Consider the following 19,928-nt stretch of genomic DNA (forward strand, 5'->3'; position numbering starts at 1 on the left):
TACTTTAATTGGTTGTTTTATTTTTATTTTTGAAATATGCAATTAATGAAACTATTGCACCAAGAGTAAGCAATCCGGCTAGAATAATAAATGGTTTAGTATTTAATCTTCCATCTGGTTTTTTACTTAATTTATCTTTTTCGGTAGTTGTTTTAGGTGTTTTTGGTTCTGTTTTTTCTTGATTATTTTCTACTGATGCAATATTGTTTTTAGTAATTTTATTTAAATATTCAACTGTTTCTTCGACGTTTTTAATTTTTTTAGTTGAATTAGAAATTTGTTTTTCTTCGGTTGTTATGTTTTTATATTCAGGACTATATGTTGAACCTTTTTTAATATCAGATAAAGAGTTAGCTATTTCAACAATATCGTCTTTATTAGTTTTAATTACTACCTTATCACTTTCATTTGGAGTTACTTCAACTTTATTACCATTTAAATAAATCGATTTAAATGCAATATTTTTATATTCTAGTTTTAAATCACCACCAATATTTGATTTAATTTTAACGTATTTTAAGTCTTTATTTTTTCAATCTAAATCAACTGTATAATTACCTCTAGCTAAAAGTCCCCTAACATTACCATCATTATATGCATCAGGTAGTGCGGGTAGTAACTTAATATACTCTTTATTTGATTGTAAAATCATTTGTGCGATACCACTAACTATTCCGAAATTAGCTTCAATTTGGAATGCGTTAGCGCCTTCTCTAATGTTATCTCACAAGTTATTCATGATATTATTTTGAGTAAACATATCCTCTAAAACTGAATGAGCATTATTTCCGTCATATAAATTAGCTCATAAGTTAATTTTATTCGCTTTACCTCAACCTGCTCCAAAATTACCACGAAGTTCTAATGTTTTTTTAGCTGCTTGAAGATGTTCTTCTTTTTCAAAAATATTTCCTGGGAATAATCCAATTAATTGACTTGTGTGACGATGTCTATTGTCAGTTGAAATTGTTCTTCCGTCCTTGTATTTATTATATTTGCCTTCTTCGTATCATTCTTTAATTTGACCATCATCACCAATATTTAATGGTTTTAATTTAGGTTGTTTTGCTTTAATTGATTCGAGTAATTTTGCATCAAAACTACCAGTATTAGTTTCTGATAAATATTTTGTTGCGTTAACATAATCCATAAATAATTGAGCAATTAATGATTGATCATATGTATTACCTAATGAAACTGTACCATGTTCTGGCGAGAATGAAGGTGCAGAAACTCATCTATCTGTATTTTTATCATAGTATAAAAATTTATCTCAAAATCTTGCAGTTTCTTCTAAAAGAGGGAAGATACGATCTACTAATAATTTAGCATCTCTAGTATATTCAAAATGATTGTAAATTTCATGTACTATTCAAGCATTTGAAGTTGGTGATCAACCTCAGTTAAATTGTCAACCTGGGGCACTATATCCAAATGGTGTAGCTTGAGTATGAGCTAATCAACCATTTTCTGGATTATTATTATCTGATTTAATATTTGAATATTCATCTGCTGCTAATCTACCTCCAAGACGTAAATCATCGATATAATCTAAAAGCGGAATTATAGTTTCTGATAAATTAGTCATTAACGATGCTCAATAGTTCATCTGTAAGTTAACATTTAAATGGTAATCGCTGTTTCAAGCAGGGTTATCTTCCATGTTTCAAATACCTTGTAAGTTTGTTGGTAAACTTTTATAATCTTGATGTGGTCTACTTCCTGAAATTGCTAGATATCTACCAAATTGGAATAATAATTGTTCAAGGTAATTTTTTGAATTTCTATCTAAAGTATTACGACGGTATTTATTCAATAAATCTTTTAAATTATTAAATTGAGGTTTTTTAGCTATATTTAACTTAACACGATCAAAAAGTGATTTGTAATCGGTAATATGATCTGTTTTAATTTGATCATAAGTTTTATTTAATTTATCTAAATTATTTCTAACTTCTTCAAGAGGATTGTAGTTTTCTTTTCTATATGTTGGGAATTTTAGTTCATAATTACTTTTTGATTGTATTACAAAGTAAATTTTAGTTGCATTAGAAATTCTTAATTTTTCACCTTCTTTAGTAACTGAATTTCCTTCACCTTCAATACCTTTGATTCTTAGAACACTAGCAAATTTTAATCCATTATCTTTAACTGTACCATCTAAACTAATTTCTTTTTTGTCTAAATTTACATTTTTAACATATGTTTTTAACTGTTCATTATTATTTGAACCACCTAAATCTAAATCAAAATTAAGTTTATTTTTACCTTTAACACTCATCGATACAACAATTACATCATCAGGATAACTAGCGAAATATTCTCTAGTGTATTCGGTTTGATCAACGTTATACGAAACTGTTGTCATGGATTTTGAAATATTTAGTGATTTTGAATAACCGGTAACAGCACTTTGTTGGAAATTATTTCTTTCGGTAATGTCAACATTAGCCATAGAGATGTATTTACCATATAAACGATCATGTGGTCCGATAAATTTACTATTAGCAATTTCTTTAGCTTGATCAATTTTACCTTCAGATAATAAACTTCTAATTTCATCTAAATATTCATAGTGGTGTTTTGAATTATTATTAGCAGTAATAGGGCTATTACCACCATTATTCCCCTCGTTTTGGCGAGGTCCACCTGTTCAAATTGTTTTTTCGTTTAATTGAATTCTTTCGTTACGAACACCACCAAAAATTGTAGCACCTTGATCACCATTACCTATACCTAAACCATTATTCATTCAACTTTCACGATTAAAATCAGTTATTATATCATTATATTTTAATTCTAAATCTTCTTCAATCTTAATAGGGTTCTCAGCACTTGGATTTGTTTGTGCTGCAATTGTAGAAAAGGTTGAAAATGCAACTACAGAACCTAGTGCAGGTATTAATATTCTTTTTAATTTCATTTTACTCCTTAAATGCACGTTTTTTATATCATTATAATATTAACATTTTAAATTTTTGCCTTTTTATTATGGTTTTTTTATGCATAAAAAAATGGCAAAATATTGCCATTTTAAAATTAATTATTTAGATTTTTTTCTTCTTTTTAAGAATGCAAATAATAAACCAGAAATTGCCACAATTGAACCAAGTGCAACACCTATTGCAATTCCTGTTGTACTCGATTTAGCTTTAGGAGTATATTTCTTTTTATTATTTTTATCTGTAGGTTTTGTATCTTTTTCTTTGTTATTTGTGCTTTGATTATTATTTGAATCAGTATTAGTTTCTGTATTACCTTTATTATTACTTGTATCTGTGTTGTTTTCACTACTATTAGTTGAATCGGTGTTGTCAGTAGTTTGGTTATCACTTGGTTTTACAACTGTTACCAAATTATTTCCTAAGATAAAGTTTTTAGAAACTTTAATTTCTGGATTTGATTTTTTGTTAATAATAACTTTACCAATAACAACTTTTTTATCTTTATCAACTTTTGATAATTCTACTTTGTAATCATATTCATCGTTTATTGGAATATTTAAATCTTTTACACTTAAATTATTTCAATCAACATTTTCATTTAAACTTACAACCGGTTTTTCTAATGAATCTTTTTCAATTTTATTAATTGTAAAGTCTTTATCATGTCTAAGATCTTTAATTAAACCTTTAAATGAATTTTCAGTTGAACCTAAGTATTCCATTGGAATGAATAAACTTGATGCTGTGTTAAATGTGTGTTTTCTACCGTTTTTAAATACACCATTTGTACCAACTGGTACTCCGCCAACTTCAACACCATCAACAAATAACTTAACAATTGCAACCATTCTATTGTTAGGAACAGTAACTAAACTTATTTCATGTCATTCACCAATTGGTAGTTCATAATCAAATGTATAATCATTTAATTCTTGGCTAAATCCAAATTTATTTGAATCTTTTTGTTTAGTTTTAATTGCTAATTCACCGTATGCTGTTGGTGCGTAGAATAATATTTCTTCTGGTTGATCAACTTCTTGACGTTTAATTTTGAATGTTATTTTTGTGTTGAACGGTAATTTTCCATATCCTAATTTAACTTGTGAATTTCCACCGTTAAGTTGAATTGCTGTTGTAATATTTTCACCAACTAAATCTTCTTTTAATAAGGTATTTTCACCTAATTCAATAATTTTTGCATCACCTGATTTAGATAGTAATTTTTCATTATTAGTTTTACCGTTTAAATCAAAATTAAACAATTGTTTATCATAATCTTTTAGTATAAATTCATGTCCTGGGTTAATTCCTGGAGCTAAATCTAATTTATTTACTATGTTATTTGTATAATCGTTAAAGTTTTGATCTAAACCTTCTCCAATACCTCAAACTCTTGTCGCAAAGTAAGGAATCATTTCTTTAATTCTTAAGAATTCATCATATTCTGTAAGACCAGTGTGGTGTGTATCTATAACTGAGTCACCTCAAACGGCAAATGATCCACCTAACATTTGTTTTGATCCTGCAGGAATTTTATTTCCACCAATTATATTAGCTTCATAACCATTATAAATTCCTGAAATGTTAAATCTATCACCGTAAGCTCCTCTATTCCCGTTTCCGTTTGGAACTATATATGTTGGTGAGTCTAATGTGTGAATTAATGAATATCCTTCTTTATACATTTGAACAGGATCTGCTCATTGTAAACTTCAAATGTTCATAATTACATTTGGTTTTAAATTATCATCTATTTTTTCAGTTTCTGATCTAAATCATTTAAAACTTCCTCAAATACGTACTTGAACTTCTTTTTCTTTGAAGTATTTAAACATATCATTTACGAATCTATAATATGCGTTGTGATCTGAGAAGAATTCGTCAGCACCAATATGAACATTTGTTCCTGTAGTTTTATCAAAAATTCCACCAGGGTTAACGTATTCGTCAAGTACATCTTTAATTAATTTAACTGCTTCAGGTTTTCTGATATCAATATGGTCAGCTAAAGATCTTCTTCCACCACCAAATTGTGAGTATCCTTGAACAGCTAATTCAGGATGTAATTTAGTAAAGGCAATAGCGTGAGCTGGGAAGTCTAGTTCCGGAACAATTTCAACACCTAACAATCTACTTTTATCAATAAAATCTTTGAATTCTGCTTTAGTATAGTGATAATCTTGGTTATGAAGTGTTACACCTTCATCATTTTTGTGACTAGATTCAAGTCTTCATCCTGAATATGCTTTTAATGCATTGTTTGATCCTTTTGCTTGATCATAGTAATCTTCTAAGAAAATTAAGTTATCTGTTAAGTGTACTTGGAAATCATTCATTTTATATCATGACATTTGTTTTACAACATCTTTTAAGACTTCCATTGAAACAGCTTTTCTACCTACGTCAAATGAAATACCTCTTTTCTTAAATTTTGGATAATCTTTCATTTGACCTTTTACTAATTTTTGTTCTGGGTCTAATTTAATCATTTGTAATAAAGTACGTGTTGATCAATAAGCACCAACTGAGTCAGTAGCTTTAATTGTAACTTTATCAGTAATATCCATTGAATATGTTTCGTTATCAAAACCAGGAATATTTTTGTCGGATAAATCAAATAAAATATTTCCTTCAGTTACATTAGAATCTGTTTTTAGAATTTCAAGATCCTTACCAAACATTTCTTTGTAATCTTCTTTTAATTCATTAAATACAGCTTCAATTTTTTCGTTTAATTCACCTTTAAAATAAACTTTTAAATCTTCATTTAACGCTAATTTTTCATTACTATCAGAGTATCATTCAGCAATTTCAACCCCAACTTTAGGTTTTTGATTTTTTTCCGCTTCTTGTGTATGTTTACCAGGAACAACAAAATTATATGATTTATTATATTCTCTATTTCCATCTTTATAATTTAGGTCAACTACAACTGTTTTATTTGTTAATGGTTGATAAACATTAAATTTATCATCTATTACTTGTTCGTAGTCTACAAATAATTTTAATTTTGACTCTTCTAATCCTTGTGGTAAAACTAATTTTGTTTTTTCGTTATTTAATTGTGGTTGTCATTCATCAATTATTTTTTGAATACGATATATACCTTTATCAAAGTCTATTTTTTTCTTATATGCTTCAAACTCAACAACTGCAGCACTTCTTCAACCATCATGGTCTGATTTACCATTAGCTTGATAGTTTTTAATTTTAAGTTTTACTGTTCTTGCATTTATAACTGATTTATCAAAGTTAGCAGTGATTTCTTTTTTACGATCATCTAATTTATTGTTAACATTATATGTATAAACTTTATTGTTTGCATTATCAATATTTGGATCCATCGCTTTTGAAGATGCGTAAATTTCAAATTCTGATATATTATCACGCTCAAATATAATATTGAATGATGATAATGTTTTACCACCATCTAAATTAACTGTTAAAGTTCTTTCTGGTGGTGTAAAACTATCGCTATTATTCTCTACTCTTGGTGTTCCTCATCTTGATGGTTTTGTTCTATTTCCATCAACTGCTTTATTTTGATTTAATGTGTTATTTTCGACTGCACTTGCAACTACAGCTTGATTTTTAAGTCTGTTTTCTTGTGCGTCGCCAGTTTTTTCTGTATCATTTTCATTTTTATCATTAATTGCATCTGCAGGATAAGTTCTAGGTCCGCCTAAATCAATTTTTCTCTTGTAAACTTCAAAATTGAAAATAGAAGCGTTTCTTCAATTAGCTTTGTTCACAACACCTTGAGCGTCGTAATTTGTAAACTTAATACGAATTTTTTTTACTTTTTTTATAGTTTTAGTGAAATTATCTCTAATTTCTTTTTTTCTATTATCACCTTCTGCGTTATATTCATAAACTTTATTATTATTATCTTCAATTCCATTAAAATCATTTGCACTTGTTGCGAAAATTTTAAATTGTCTTACATTTGCACGTTCGAGTAAAAGATTAAATGATGATATACTTTTAGGATCATTTAAAGTAATATCATAATTAACAGGTTGACTAGCATCATTTTTTGCTGATGCTCATCTAGAACCTTTATCATTATCTATTCCTTTGATAGGTTCATGACCATTTTCATTACTTGTTGCGCTTGCGGATGAATTTGATTTTAATAAATTATCTTGAACTTCATTTGTGGCACTATAATCTTCTATCGGTCTTTTGTATAGTTCAAAATTTGTTATGGAAACATTACTTCAAACTGTATCACTATTTTTACCTTGAGCATCAAATTGAAGAAATTTAATACGTATATTTTTTGCATTTATATAACTTTTTGTAAAGTTTAATTTAAAGTCTTTTATTCTATGTTCTGCATCAACATTAAAATGATAAAGTTGATTTGCGTCTATTTCATCGCTATTCGAAAATGTTTCGTTTGATGTTGCGAATATTTTAAATTGACGAACATTTGCTCTTTCTAAATTTAATAAGAAAGATGAAATTGTACTAGGTTTAGCTAATTTAATATCTATATGTTGTGGATCTCTTCTTTCATCAGATGCTCATCTAGAATTAACTTTATCATTATCAATGGCATGCGAAGCGGGATGGATTGATTCTTGTGTTGATGCTGTTGCAACTGAACCACTAGTAATTAAATTCTGTTGAGCTTCGTCTGTTGGGCTTAAATCTTCCGAAACTGCAGGGTTATTTTCTGCGTATAGTTTATCAATTTTTAAAATTGTTTTTTTATCTTCATTTTCATTCTTTTCTGAATTAACTAGAATCAATGATGCAGCACTAATTGCACCTACACTCATTAATCCAATTGAAATAACTTTTTTAATATTGTTTTTAAACATTTTATTAACCTCTTGTTTAATTAACTTTCTTAAATTATTTTGGATGGTAAAGATACCACACGATATTATTTTATGAAAATTAAAAGAATGATTCTTTATTTGTATTGTTTATTTTTTAATTTTTATTTATATAAAAAGTGGTATAATGAGCAAATTAATAAAATTGATTTTAAATTAAACTAAATTCAAGAGATTTATTAAAATAATAGTATAATAAAAGTAGGTAAATAATGTAACTTGTTTACATTTTTATTTTATAAATTCATAATAGGGGGTAATTTTAAGTATGAAAAATAATTTTGATGACAATCCAGAAGCTAAAAATGGTTCAAATATTGATCCAAGCGATAAGGAATGTATCGTAGAAGAAAACATAATTGAAGAATTTAGTAATGATTCTCAATCATTACTAAATAAAATCACTGGTAATAAATTTAACCAAGATATTGCTGATGTTTTATTTAGTGGTGAACAAATAAGAAATAAATTAGTTAAAAAGAATACTATTTATAATAGAACCAAAATGTCTAATTTTGGTTTGAAATTAAATAGATTATATTCTATTATGCCAATGTGAAAATTAATTTTAATCACTGTTATAACCGCAATCTTTTTTGGTGTAATAAGTGTATTTTTAGTTAAAAATGTTGGTATATATAATTTTGGACTAGCTGCAGTTGGTCAATCCTTAGCAAGACTTATAGTTGTATTTTTTAAACCTGACTCAGGTATTAGTGTAATAACTAGAAACTTAATTGAACAATTCGTGTTCTGAATAGCATATATTATTTTAAGTATCCCAATTTTTATTTTTGGTTATAAAAAAATAGGTAAAGTATTTGGACACTTAACAGTTATTTTCTTGGTTGTTTCATCAATAGTATCTTTTTCTATTGGTATTACACCAGGAACAAACTTCTCATTAATCGGAGACTTTTCAAATCCTGAAATTAAAGCGGTATTTGCAAGTATAGATGGCGGTTATAAAGAATCTTTAAGTTCAATTATTCCTCTTTTATGAAATGATGGTGGTAACATAATTGCTTTATTCATTTCCGCTTCAGTTTACGGTTTCTTATTAGCATGAATTTTTGCTATTATTCAAATCATCGGTGGAACAGCAGGTGTTACAGGAATTATTGGTGAATGATACGCTAATGAAAAACAGAAATCATTTGGATCAATTTCGGGTTATATGAATATTATTATAGTTATAATTGGTGTTTTATTAGGTTCATGACTACCAGGTTCTATATTATTAGATCAAGCCAATGCCAATTCAACAAACCCAGAATTAATCAAAGATATTACTTCAAAAGCATGAAAATTTGAATTATATTTATCTCCTAATTTTGTTGCTACAATATTAACAAACGTAGTATATATAGCAGTTTTAAACAAACTATATCCTAAATTTAAACTTGTTAAAGTTGAAATTTACTCAATGAAAAAACATAACCAAATTGCAAAAGTTATTTCTTCAGATAAAAAAATTGTTTCAGGATTAACAAAATTCAAAGCAAAAGGTGGTTATAGTTCTGGTGGATATTATGTAATTACATCAATCACATTATTTAGACAAGTAAATAGAATCATAAGTGACGTTCGTAAAGTTGACGAAGATGCATTTATTTCAATTACAGATGTTAGAAGTATCGATGGATATATATACTTACCAAAAAATAAATTCTAGTTTCATAAAATAATTTAAAATACAGAATAGGATATCTATTCTGTATTTTTTTCTATTGATTTAAGCTATAAAAGTTTGATTCCGAATTAAATTTAATTAAATTATCAGATAGCATTTTATTAATAACAAAATTAAATATATCAATTGTTTGTTGATTTATTGATCTATAGCCTATATATTCAAGCAACTTACGTTGTAATGATGCTTTTTCAATATAATTAATTTGTTTAAGTATTTTTAATATTATGTCTTTGTATTCGTAAAAACTTATTTCGTTAGGTTTTCTTCTATTTTCTTCATTATATCCATAAAACACTACACTATCTAAATCAGATTGATTATGCGCTATAAAGTTATTGTCTAAAGAATTATCATATCCTTGATCAATTCTTATAAAACCTTCATTTTGTCATTTTCTAATATAGTAATTATAAACTTCCCTTATTCTTTTGCTAAATGTAGAAGTATTAAATGAATATTTAAAGATATTTTGGAATTGTTTTTCATGTATGATTTTATATTGTTTAATTAAAGATTCAAACATTAAATCTTTATCACCTCTAAAATTATCATATAATAATGTACTTATTGTGGTTTGATCAAAGTTTGGTCAAATATTATATTCAATTTCTTCTGGTTCACGATCCTCAACAACAAAATATTGGTTAAGAGTATCATCCTCTTTTATTTTTGGTTCTATTTCTGTTGTAGATTTCACTTCATCATTTATTTCATTAACTTTATTTGAAATTTCTTCAGTTTTGTTAATGCTTGAAATTGTTGGATTATTAGGTTGATATCCCTCATAATTAAGTTTTTGTAATGTTTCTTTGCTAGATTCAATTGTTTGATTGATGACATTTAATAGTTTTTGTAATTGTTGGGTTTTATTTCTAAATCAATCAACACTTCAAACACGATAAACATTTCAACCTCTTGTTTTTAAAATTTCTTGTCTTAATTTATCTCTATCTCTTGTTGTTTTAGCTCAGTTATATGAAGCGGCGTCAATTTCAATACCTAGTAAATAATTGTTTTCGTCTTCAGGGTGTAACACAGCTAAATCAACCTTAAAATCAGAGCTACCTATATGTCTTTTCACTTTAAATCCATGTGAAACTAATTCATTATATAACTCATCTTCAAAACCATTTTTAAGTTCTTCTTGATCTGTTTTTTGTTCGTTTTCAATACCAAATTCGGCTATTCTTAAGTAATCTTTAAAGAATTGAACTCCACGCGAATTACTTCTTTCTAAATCTATATCCGTTCATGAAAGTGATGAAACCAAAATAATTCCTTTTTTAGCTCTTGTAAAAGCAACATTTAAACGTTTGTATCCATTTTTGTGATTAATTGGTCCAAAACGCATTGGAACATTACCTTTTTCATCTTTTCCATAAACACTACTAATGATAATAATATCACGTTCGTCACCTTGAACGGTTTCAATATTTTTAACAAATAATGGTTCTTTAGAATTTCTATCAAAGAAATGCTCAAATTCAGGGTGTTTATCTCTAAATTTTTCTACTAAACTTTCAATATATAACTGTTGTTTTATATTGAAAGTAACGATACCGATTGATAACTTATTACTATTTTCTTTCATAATATCATGTAAAAGATTGATTATAAATTCTGCTTCTACTTTATTAATACCGTTTTCAAAAATTCCTGAAACTTTTTGATATCCAATCGCTTCAAAACGAGCAGGAAGTCTATTTGCCGGGAAAGTAACTAAATCATCGTAAATTGCATAATTAGATGGATAAATTAATTGATCAAACTCTGAACGATAATGTCATCTTAATTTAATTGTTTTAAGAGCTATATTAGATAAATCTAAAATAGAATCAAAGCCTTTAATAGAAATATCATTTTCATCTTGATATTCTTCATCTATTTCTTCGTCATCATTTATTGTATCGAAGAAACTAGTAGGTGGTAATTGCTCATTGTCTCCAACAATAATCAATTGTTTAGAACGATAAATAGCTCCTATTGCGTTCTCGGGTCTAATTTGAGAAGCCTCATCAAAAATAACTACATCAAACTTAATATCTGTACCACTTAAATATTTACTTACTGAAAGTGGAGACATCATTAAACACGGTTTTAATTGTAATAATAAATTAGGTATTTTTTGGAATAATTTTCTGAAAGGCATTATTCTACGTGATTTATTTGCTTCAGCTTTAAGTATTTTAATTTCAGGATTTGATGCTCCTATACCTTCCATAGATGGTATTTGGCTTAATAATTTAGCATCAACTTTAATTTTTGCAATCTTTTTAATTTCTTCATCAACTAAAGCAAATTCGTTTTTAGATATTTCTAAGGTTGTATTTGTAAATTTATAAGAATCATTAATTTGATTTAAATGATAATCAATCAATAATTTATATAGTCTTTTTTGGAATATTTCTTTGTAGTTTGATACATCTGGTTCTTCTAAAATTTTGTCGACAAAATCCGATAAATTATTATTTTTAAGAGTAATAATGTTATGATTCAATTCAACTATTGATCTTATGTATGCTTGATCATTAACTAATTTATCTAAATTACTTGATAAATCAGATTTGTTTAAGTTTTTAATATTTAAAATATCTATATTAAATGCATTTTGTAAATGGTTTATATTATCAACTCAAGAACTAACTTTATTTAGTCATTCATTTATATCATTAATATAACCATAATCATTGTTTACACGAGTTATAAAATGTTCGGTATTAATTCTGAAATTACTTATCATTTCTTGATTTTTAATGTATGAAATTAATTGTAACATTTCATATGTTTGATCTAAATTATCAAATTTATAATCACTAATTTTATAATTTAGTTGTTGTATATAATCTTTAACTAAATGTTTTCTTATTTTATAATCAATAATATTATCAATATTATTTTCAAAAACAATTAGGTCAGATTTTTTATCTTTAGAAAAACTATTTATGTTTTTAAGAGCGCTTCTTCATTTAGAATTTAAAAATTTAAGAAATTTATTTTTATAATCAAAATAAGATTCTTTAATTGTATTAAAATCATATGAATCAATAGAGTCCAAATTATATAAATTAGATAACTGTGATTCTAATTCATTAATTTTTTTAGTTTCATCAAGAATGTTTTTGTATAATTCTATTTCTTTATCTAAATTAAAATTAAAAGCATCTATATCTAGTTTTGCTTGATATTTATTTTTAAAATTAATTATTTTTCTAAAGATATTAGTTATCACTTCAATATTTGATCCAAATTTCTCTTTATTAAACGTAAAGCTTTGATGTTTTTCAATTAATAAGTCATCTATTCTATTTATATTTAGTGAAAGGTTAGATATTAAAGAAACTAAATCTTCTTTTTTTATTTCATCATATGAGTGTCATTTTAGACCATATCATGAATTTTGCTGTGGTTTTTTATTGAAAAAATTAATTCTTTCTTCAAGTTCGACTAACGAATTAGAAATAGATTCAATTTTAGGTAAATCTAAGTTATAAAAATTATCAATTTTAAAAATTAAATCATTGAAAGAATCTAATTTATAGTAATTAGAGATCATATGATATAAATTCATCCCAATTGGTTCTTTTTGAATGAGTAATTCTTTACCATAATTATTTAAAAATTTAGATGAATTATTATACTTAGTGTAAATATTTTCAATTTGAGAATTGATTATATTAATTGTCTTGTTCCCTTTTTCAAGAGATTTATATAATTCATTTAAAATAACTTTTTTATCTAAATCTTCATTATGAATAGGTATTGAATATGATTCTAAACCTATTTTTTTAAGATTGTTATAAACAACATCTAAAGCCGCTTTCTTTTCTGAAACAAAAAGTATTTTTTTACCTCTTGCTAGTAGCTCACTAATTATATTTGTGATTGTATGAGATTTACCAGTACCCGGCGGACCTTGAAGAATAAAACTTTCACCGTTTATAGCTTTTTGTATCGCAATTTCTTGTGAAGAGTCAGCGTCTAAAATATGATATAACTCATTATTTGTAAATTTTTCTTCAATGTTTTCTTCATCAATCTTGTCGAATTTTTCTTCATCAGTTTCAACATTAGATAAAACTTTAATAAAGTTATTTAAAACAATTTTATTTTCGTTTTCTTCTAAATCTTTATACATATTTATTTTTGTAAAGTTAAAAACAGATAAATATAATGTATCAATAATTTCTCACCTATGATCAGTAAATTTGGAAATTAAAAGTTCTTTGAACTTTAAATATTTAGAATAATTATCTAATTCGTTATCTAAAATTGACGAATCTATTTTTATTTTATAAGTTGTTTCTAATTTTTGCAATAAAGTTTCATTTGGTTGAAGTACAGATTCATCATCAAAATTCAACTGATAAACTCTTTTTTTATTCTTACTTTCTTCTTTTAAGTTAGTTGGTATTAACATTAAAGGTGCATAATGTTCATTATCATCTTCTTGTGTTTCATATCATTTTAAATATCCAACAGAAACAAATAAAGTATTGATAGAAAACTCATCCTGGAAAGAAGTGTAATTTTTATATAATTTTTTTAATCTTTCATCTTGTTCTTTTCCGTTAACACTTGAATAAACAGATTTTTTGTTATGAACATTAATGTTATTGTTAATTAATGTTTCAATATCTAACTTTTCAGTTTCTGGGTCTAAAATTAATTTACGAGTGTCAATATTCTCGATATCTACACTTTTATAATTAATTGTATCGTTTAAGAAAATATTTAAATTTGGTGTTATAAAGGGCAACCCAACTTTATTTTTATTCGAAAAAATATTAAAATTTAATGCTTTATTTCTTAAGGTTAAATCTAGTAATGAATTTTTTCAAATTTTTAAATTTTCTAATATCTTATTACTCATTTTTCTCCCTCATATTAACTAAAAATACTTAGTTTAAGTAAAATATATTTTAATTATATTACTTTATTTTTAAGTAATAAAACAAAAACAAATATTTAAGCATTAAATTATATTTCTTTTGATTTTTTTGACCTAAATATAGACTTTAAAATTTATTTTTGTTAAATTTTTGTTATGCTATAATATTCTCAATTTTGAAAGGAAAAAAATGAAATTAAAAATTAATAAATTATTATTAACTTTAGGCTCTTTAGCTTCATTGAATCTAATTGCATTAAGTTGTACAAATACAGAAAGTAAAACTAAAGAATTAGAAAATAACAATAAACAAGATAATCAAGGTGAAAATAATCCAATTAATCAAACTCCTAAAAAAGAAAATATAACAAAAACAGATGAAATAGAGGGTGAAAAAAACCAAGAAAATAACACATCTCAAAGTAATGAACCAAACAAAGAAAATACTTCAGATGCTGCTGCAGACATAGATACAAATACCCCTAAAGAAAACCAGGAAGACACAAATAACATTTCACAAGATAGCTCTTCAAATAGAGAAACACAAGATGATACTAATAAAGAAACTGACGAGAAACAATTAGATGAACATGATTTATATTGATTAAGAAAGAAACATAACGATAATATCGATGGTTTATTCCAAAAATTTGAAATTAATTATATTAGCAACACATTAAATGATTGATTAATAGATAAAAAAGGTGATATAAATCAAAATGAAGCTAAAATAAATAATTTTAAAAATAAACTTAATGAACAAAAGAAAGAGTTTATTATATCTCTAGAAACATCTAAACACACTAAAACCGAACTTGATAAATTATTTCAAAACGCAATACAAGAAGTGTTAAAAGTTACTAATGAAATCGTTAAAGAAATTAAAGAAAGTGATAATCACGACAAAAACTACTTAAACACTATTTATAATGGCAAAAACGAAAAGCAAATTACATTATATAATTTATTTTATTTATACACATTAGGTAACGAATTTAAAAATTCATTTGATAACCACAGTATGATTTTAAATAAAGAACAATGATATACAAAATTGAAAGAGAAAGTTGAATCTGTAAGTTCTATAATTAGCAACGAAAAATCATTAAATGAAGAAGTTAATAAAACACTTGATTTAATGCTTGCTGCTACAACAGAAGCGAAAAAATAAACAAAAAAAGCACACGAGCGTGCTTTTATTTTTTACCCTTTGTATGAGTATAATTTCATTATAATATCAACTAACTGTTCACTTCTTTTATTGATATTATCAAGGTATAGCTTAACTTCTTGGCTATTAATTTTAAATTTTTCGTCAAGTAATGTTAATTCATCAATATTATTACTATTAAGTCTTGAAAGATAAAGATGTTTATCTAATTCTACATAATCTCCTAGTAATACTAGATTATTTTCTGAAACTTTATTTAAGTCATTTGAGTTTTTAGATTTTTTACCTTCAAGAGATTTAATTGTATTTGTATGGATTAAACCATAGTTACCAATTTTACCTAAAATATTAATTACTTCAATTTCTTTAAAATTATCTTCGTTTAATTCGATATTAAATAATTTAATAATTTCGTTATGTGAATAATCATTTTGAAATTCCACAAATAAAGAAGAGTCTAGAAACTCATTATCAAACTTATTGTATTTATTAAGTATAAATGAGTTTAATCTTAACATTAATATTTTTTTATCTTTTTCTACTTTCTTAGTATTTGCGTCAATATCAAGCTTTTCAATATCTTTGTTGTTATAAAGCTCGCTTATTTTTTCTCTTAACAATTCATTTGATTTGTACTCACCTGTTTCAGGGTTAATGTATAATGTTTTATTAAGTTCTGGGTGAATTTTAAATAATGCATTTCTGAATGTTTTTAATTTAGCTTCAAATTCATATTCATCAACTTGATTTATATCGTATAATTCACCTTTTTCTAAGAATATTTTAGATAATTCAATAATCTTTTTACCAAGAGATTCACCGGCAAACATTATATTTTTTCATAAGAATCCAAAACGTTCCATTTCATAAATTAATTTACTAATTTTATCAATGTAATACTTAATATCTTGAACCTCATTCTCAAAGAAGTTAAATTTACTTAAAATAGTATAAATTAAAGGTGTAAATACTTTTGTATTACCGTCATTAGTTAAATTTAAAATTTGTGTTGAAAGTATTGGGAATGAATTTATTTTCTTTTTAAAATTATTAAATCAAAGGATTTGTTCTTTTTCTAAACCATTATCTTTTATTTTATTAACTATATTATCAATATTATTTAAATTACCAACTCTTGAAAATTCAAAATTAACTATATGTTTAAAGAAAATAAAGTAAAACTCTTCACCTGATTCATTTCATGTTGATGATGTTTTAGATAAAAACTCTTCAAATTTGTTGTATATAATAGAGTTTTTAGAAATGCTAAATCTATCTTCAATACTTCTTTTTTTAGCAAATCAATTATTTGATACATAAATTGAATTATAAAATAACTCTAAAAGATTCATATCTGCATCTTTTGTTTCTTTTTGTTCTTTTCTAAAATATTTATCAAATATATTTTTATTTAAATTAACTATTGTATCTATTTTAAGACCTTTATCTTTTGATGATTTACTATCGAAGTGAGTTATTAAACTACTTTTTACTAAGTCTAAAACACTTAATTCTTTACTGTGTAAGTTAATATTTCTAAAAATGTTAATTTTTTCTGTTGCGTTATTAGCAATATCAGTAAAAATAGTTGTTGTAAATTTAACATTTTTAAGTGTAAATATTACAAATTGTGAAAATTTTCTTAGTCCATTATGATCTAATATTAAGAATTTTGAACTAATTACTTTAGACAATTCAATAGCATTATTAATGTAATTATTATTTGCTTTAGAATTGAAATCACCTAAAATATCATGAATAGTATTAAAATTATCTGAATCACCTGTTTCAAGATTTGTTCCTAATTCTTGAATACGTCTTCTGTAAACTACTTTACTATAAAAATCTTTAAACAGTATCAAGTTTTGATAGTGAGGATCATGCATAATTCCGTCCTCATTTTTAAAGTGATCTAAAAATAATAAACTTAATTTTAGTAATACAGTTAATAAAATTATAAAAGTCATTAACCTTTGTTGTCCGTCTAATATTTCAGCATAATTATTTCCAAAAGAAAGAATAATGTTATTGAAAAATGCATATTGTTCTTTATTTGTAGAATTTTGATTATTCATGCTAGAAATAATATTACCAACTAATTCCTCAACTAAATAACCATTTCACATATACACCCTTTGGAATGAAGGGATGTAAAATTTTGTTGCATCATTTAAAATTTCACCTAAGCTAAATAAATGAGCAAACATTGGTTTTAAGTTATCACTTTCTCTAGAGTTTATAGCAACTAACTCTCCAACAGCATTGTCTTTAATTCCTAATTCTCGAACTAAAGAATAAATTTTGTTTCATGAGTCATAATCTTCAATATTTTTCTTAACTCATGAGTTATCTTTAATTTCGTGTGTTTCAAAGAAACTTGATAAATTATTGGTTAAAACATCTAAAATAACTTCATCATCGAAGTATTCATTATAAAAATATGTAAAGTGTTCTAAATTTTTAGCTTTAATCATTAAGTGATCTAAAAACACACCTTCTTTTTGATTAAATTTAGCATATATATTTGTTAATATTCTAACAACTTGAACATCTTTATTTAATGTAAGTAATGCTCTTTCCTCAAAAACAACATTATCAATAACATCAAATAAATATGGTTTTGAATACTCTTCAAGATAAAATCTAATGTATTCTTTAAACGCATTATCTCAAGTTTCATGTTTTTTTAATATTCTTGAAAAGTTGCTATTGAATTTATAATTGTCGTTTTTATATACATTCAATATCTTTAAACCAAGTAAAAAGTTAATTATTTGGTTGTAAGTACTTAATGATAAATTTTCTTGATAAATAGAATATCTCTCATTATTAGTACTACTATCAATTATTTTAAGTGAGTAATTGTTAGTTTCATTATCTCCATAATTTTTTTCAACTATTTTTACCAAAAAATCATCGTTTAAATATCTCTTTATTCGATCAAAATCATTTTTAAAAAATTTTAAATAATTACTTACATCTGTTCCAACAACTCAAATGTCAACACCTTGATCTTTAAGTAATTTTTGCATTTCGTTATTTATTTTTTTCATTATTTATATCCTCTATTTCTTTAATTGTTTCAAATATATTTTTAATTGCTTGTACAACAATTGAGTTCCCTGCTTGCCTATATAAAGATTCTTTAGTTAAAATATTATTCTTTATTAAATTATTTAAACTATCAAAATCATTTCCTTCAAAACCCATTAACATATAAGCTTCTTTGGTAGAAACAAACCTATACGGTAATTTAGTCTCAATATCATTCGCATACTCAATAATACCTACATTTGGAATTCTGTCTTGCTTTGTAGTGACTGTATCAATCACAAAATTTTCCGATTTATTTAAAACTTTCTTTTTAGAAATTTGAAAGTCCACCATCCTCTCTCTTGAAGGTGTTTTATTAATTATAAAAATGTCATTATTGTCATTCCTCTCAAAATCAAAAATTTCTTTAAAATATTTCTCTCTTTTTGCTAAGCTTAATTTTTGTTTTTGCATCTTTTTATCTAAATATTGTTTAAATTCTTCATCATTACTAAATGGAGTTTCAATGTTTTTTAAAAGTGAAATGGCAAACACACGTTCTCTTTTCTGAATTGAACCTGCATCCAATGCATTTATAACTGTTGTAAAGGTTTTATAACCTAATTGATCTAAAACCCCTTTTCACCCCTGATATTCATTTATAAAATTTTTAGATAATAAATTCTTGACATTTTCCATAACTAAATACTTCGGTTTTACCTCAGATTCATCTAGTATTCTATATATTTCTCATACTAAATTTGATGTAGATTCTGTGTTATTAATACCCTTAGCCTTACCCATGCTTGCTACTGATAATCCTTGGCAAGGGAAAGAGTACGTTATTAAATCAATACCTTCTTTTTTTATTATTTTAGGGTCTAATTTAGTAATATCAACTTGATTATTAGTTAATAAAATTGATGCTGCTAAATATTGTTTAAATTTATAATCTTTTTGCCTTATTCTTGAAGGTTTTTTAGAATCTAAAGAAATTGTATATTTCCCTAAAAAGAAGTTTATTTTTTCTTCTGTATCTAAGTTATGTTTTTCTAATATTTTTAAATATTTATCTTCTAAATTATGGTGTATTTGAGCATAACTTATATTTGCTCTTGCGTCTCAATCAGCAGTAGCTTTAACCTCAAATATATCCTTTCTATACTTCTTGTTTAATTGCGTTATAGCTTTTTTCTGTGCTCCAATTCCTGAAAACGTCTCTAATACTTTTATTTTATTTTTAGTTTTTCGCATTAAAAAACAACCACATTCTTAAAATATGGTTCCTCAAAATTGGTAAAAGTATTAGAGACTGAATTAAAAACTGGCTTATATATATATATATATA

7 protein-coding genes are annotated in these 19,928 nt (G+C 25.2%); 2 read left to right on the forward strand and 5 right to left on the reverse strand.

What is annotated here, in order from left to right; genetic code table 4:
- Positions 1 to 4 precede the first annotated feature (4 nt).
- Both HTZ87_RS01705 and HTZ87_RS01710 read right to left on the reverse strand, forming a co-directional pair.
- Positions 5 to 2,923, reverse strand: a complete 2,919-nt coding sequence (locus tag HTZ87_RS01705; RefSeq protein ID WP_174892841.1) for a glycoside hydrolase N-terminal domain-containing protein — start codon at positions 2,921 to 2,923, stop codon at positions 5 to 7.
- A gap of 120 nt (positions 2,924 to 3,043) precedes the next feature.
- The gene (locus tag HTZ87_RS01710; protein ID WP_174892842.1) at positions 3,044 to 7,774 is read right to left on the reverse strand and encodes a family 20 glycosylhydrolase; all 4,731 of its coding nucleotides are present in this window, start codon (positions 7,772 to 7,774) and stop codon (positions 3,044 to 3,046) included.
- Between the two features lie 286 nt (positions 7,775 to 8,060).
- Between HTZ87_RS01710 and HTZ87_RS01715 the strand changes: the two genes are divergently transcribed.
- Positions 8,061 to 9,467 (forward strand): DUF2179 domain-containing protein, encoded by a 1,407-nt coding sequence (locus tag HTZ87_RS01715; protein WP_174892843.1) that lies wholly within the window; start codon positions 8,061 to 8,063, stop codon positions 9,465 to 9,467.
- Between the two features lie 52 nt (positions 9,468 to 9,519).
- On the opposite strand, the gene HTZ87_RS01720 is transcribed toward HTZ87_RS01715, so the two are convergent.
- Complete coding sequence (locus HTZ87_RS01720) at positions 9,520 to 14,358, reverse strand: DUF4011 domain-containing protein (RefSeq protein ID WP_174892844.1); 4,839 nt, start codon at positions 14,356 to 14,358, stop codon at positions 9,520 to 9,522.
- Between the two features lie 208 nt (positions 14,359 to 14,566).
- Between HTZ87_RS01720 and HTZ87_RS01725 the strand changes: the two genes are divergently transcribed.
- On the forward strand, positions 14,567 to 15,547 hold the full coding sequence (locus HTZ87_RS01725) for a variable surface lipoprotein (protein WP_174892845.1): 981 nt from the start codon (positions 14,567 to 14,569) through the stop codon (positions 15,545 to 15,547).
- A gap of 32 nt (positions 15,548 to 15,579) precedes the next feature.
- On the opposite strand, the gene HTZ87_RS01730 is transcribed toward HTZ87_RS01725, so the two are convergent.
- The gene (locus HTZ87_RS01730) at positions 15,580 to 18,600 is read right to left on the reverse strand and encodes a DUF262 domain-containing protein (protein WP_174892846.1); all 3,021 of its coding nucleotides are present in this window, start codon (positions 18,598 to 18,600) and stop codon (positions 15,580 to 15,582) included.
- Positions 18,584 to 19,834: a DNA (cytosine-5-)-methyltransferase gene (dcm, locus tag HTZ87_RS01735; protein ID WP_174892847.1), complete on the reverse strand. Its 1,251-nt coding sequence runs from the start codon at positions 19,832 to 19,834 to the stop codon at positions 18,584 to 18,586. Before dcm ends, HTZ87_RS01730 begins: the two co-directional genes overlap by 17 nt.
- Between the last annotated feature and the right edge of the window lie 94 nt (positions 19,835 to 19,928).

This window comes from Mycoplasma sp. OR1901 (assembly GCF_013348745.1).
Classification (GTDB): Bacteria; Bacillota_I; Bacilli_A; order Mycoplasmatales; family Metamycoplasmataceae; genus Mycoplasmopsis.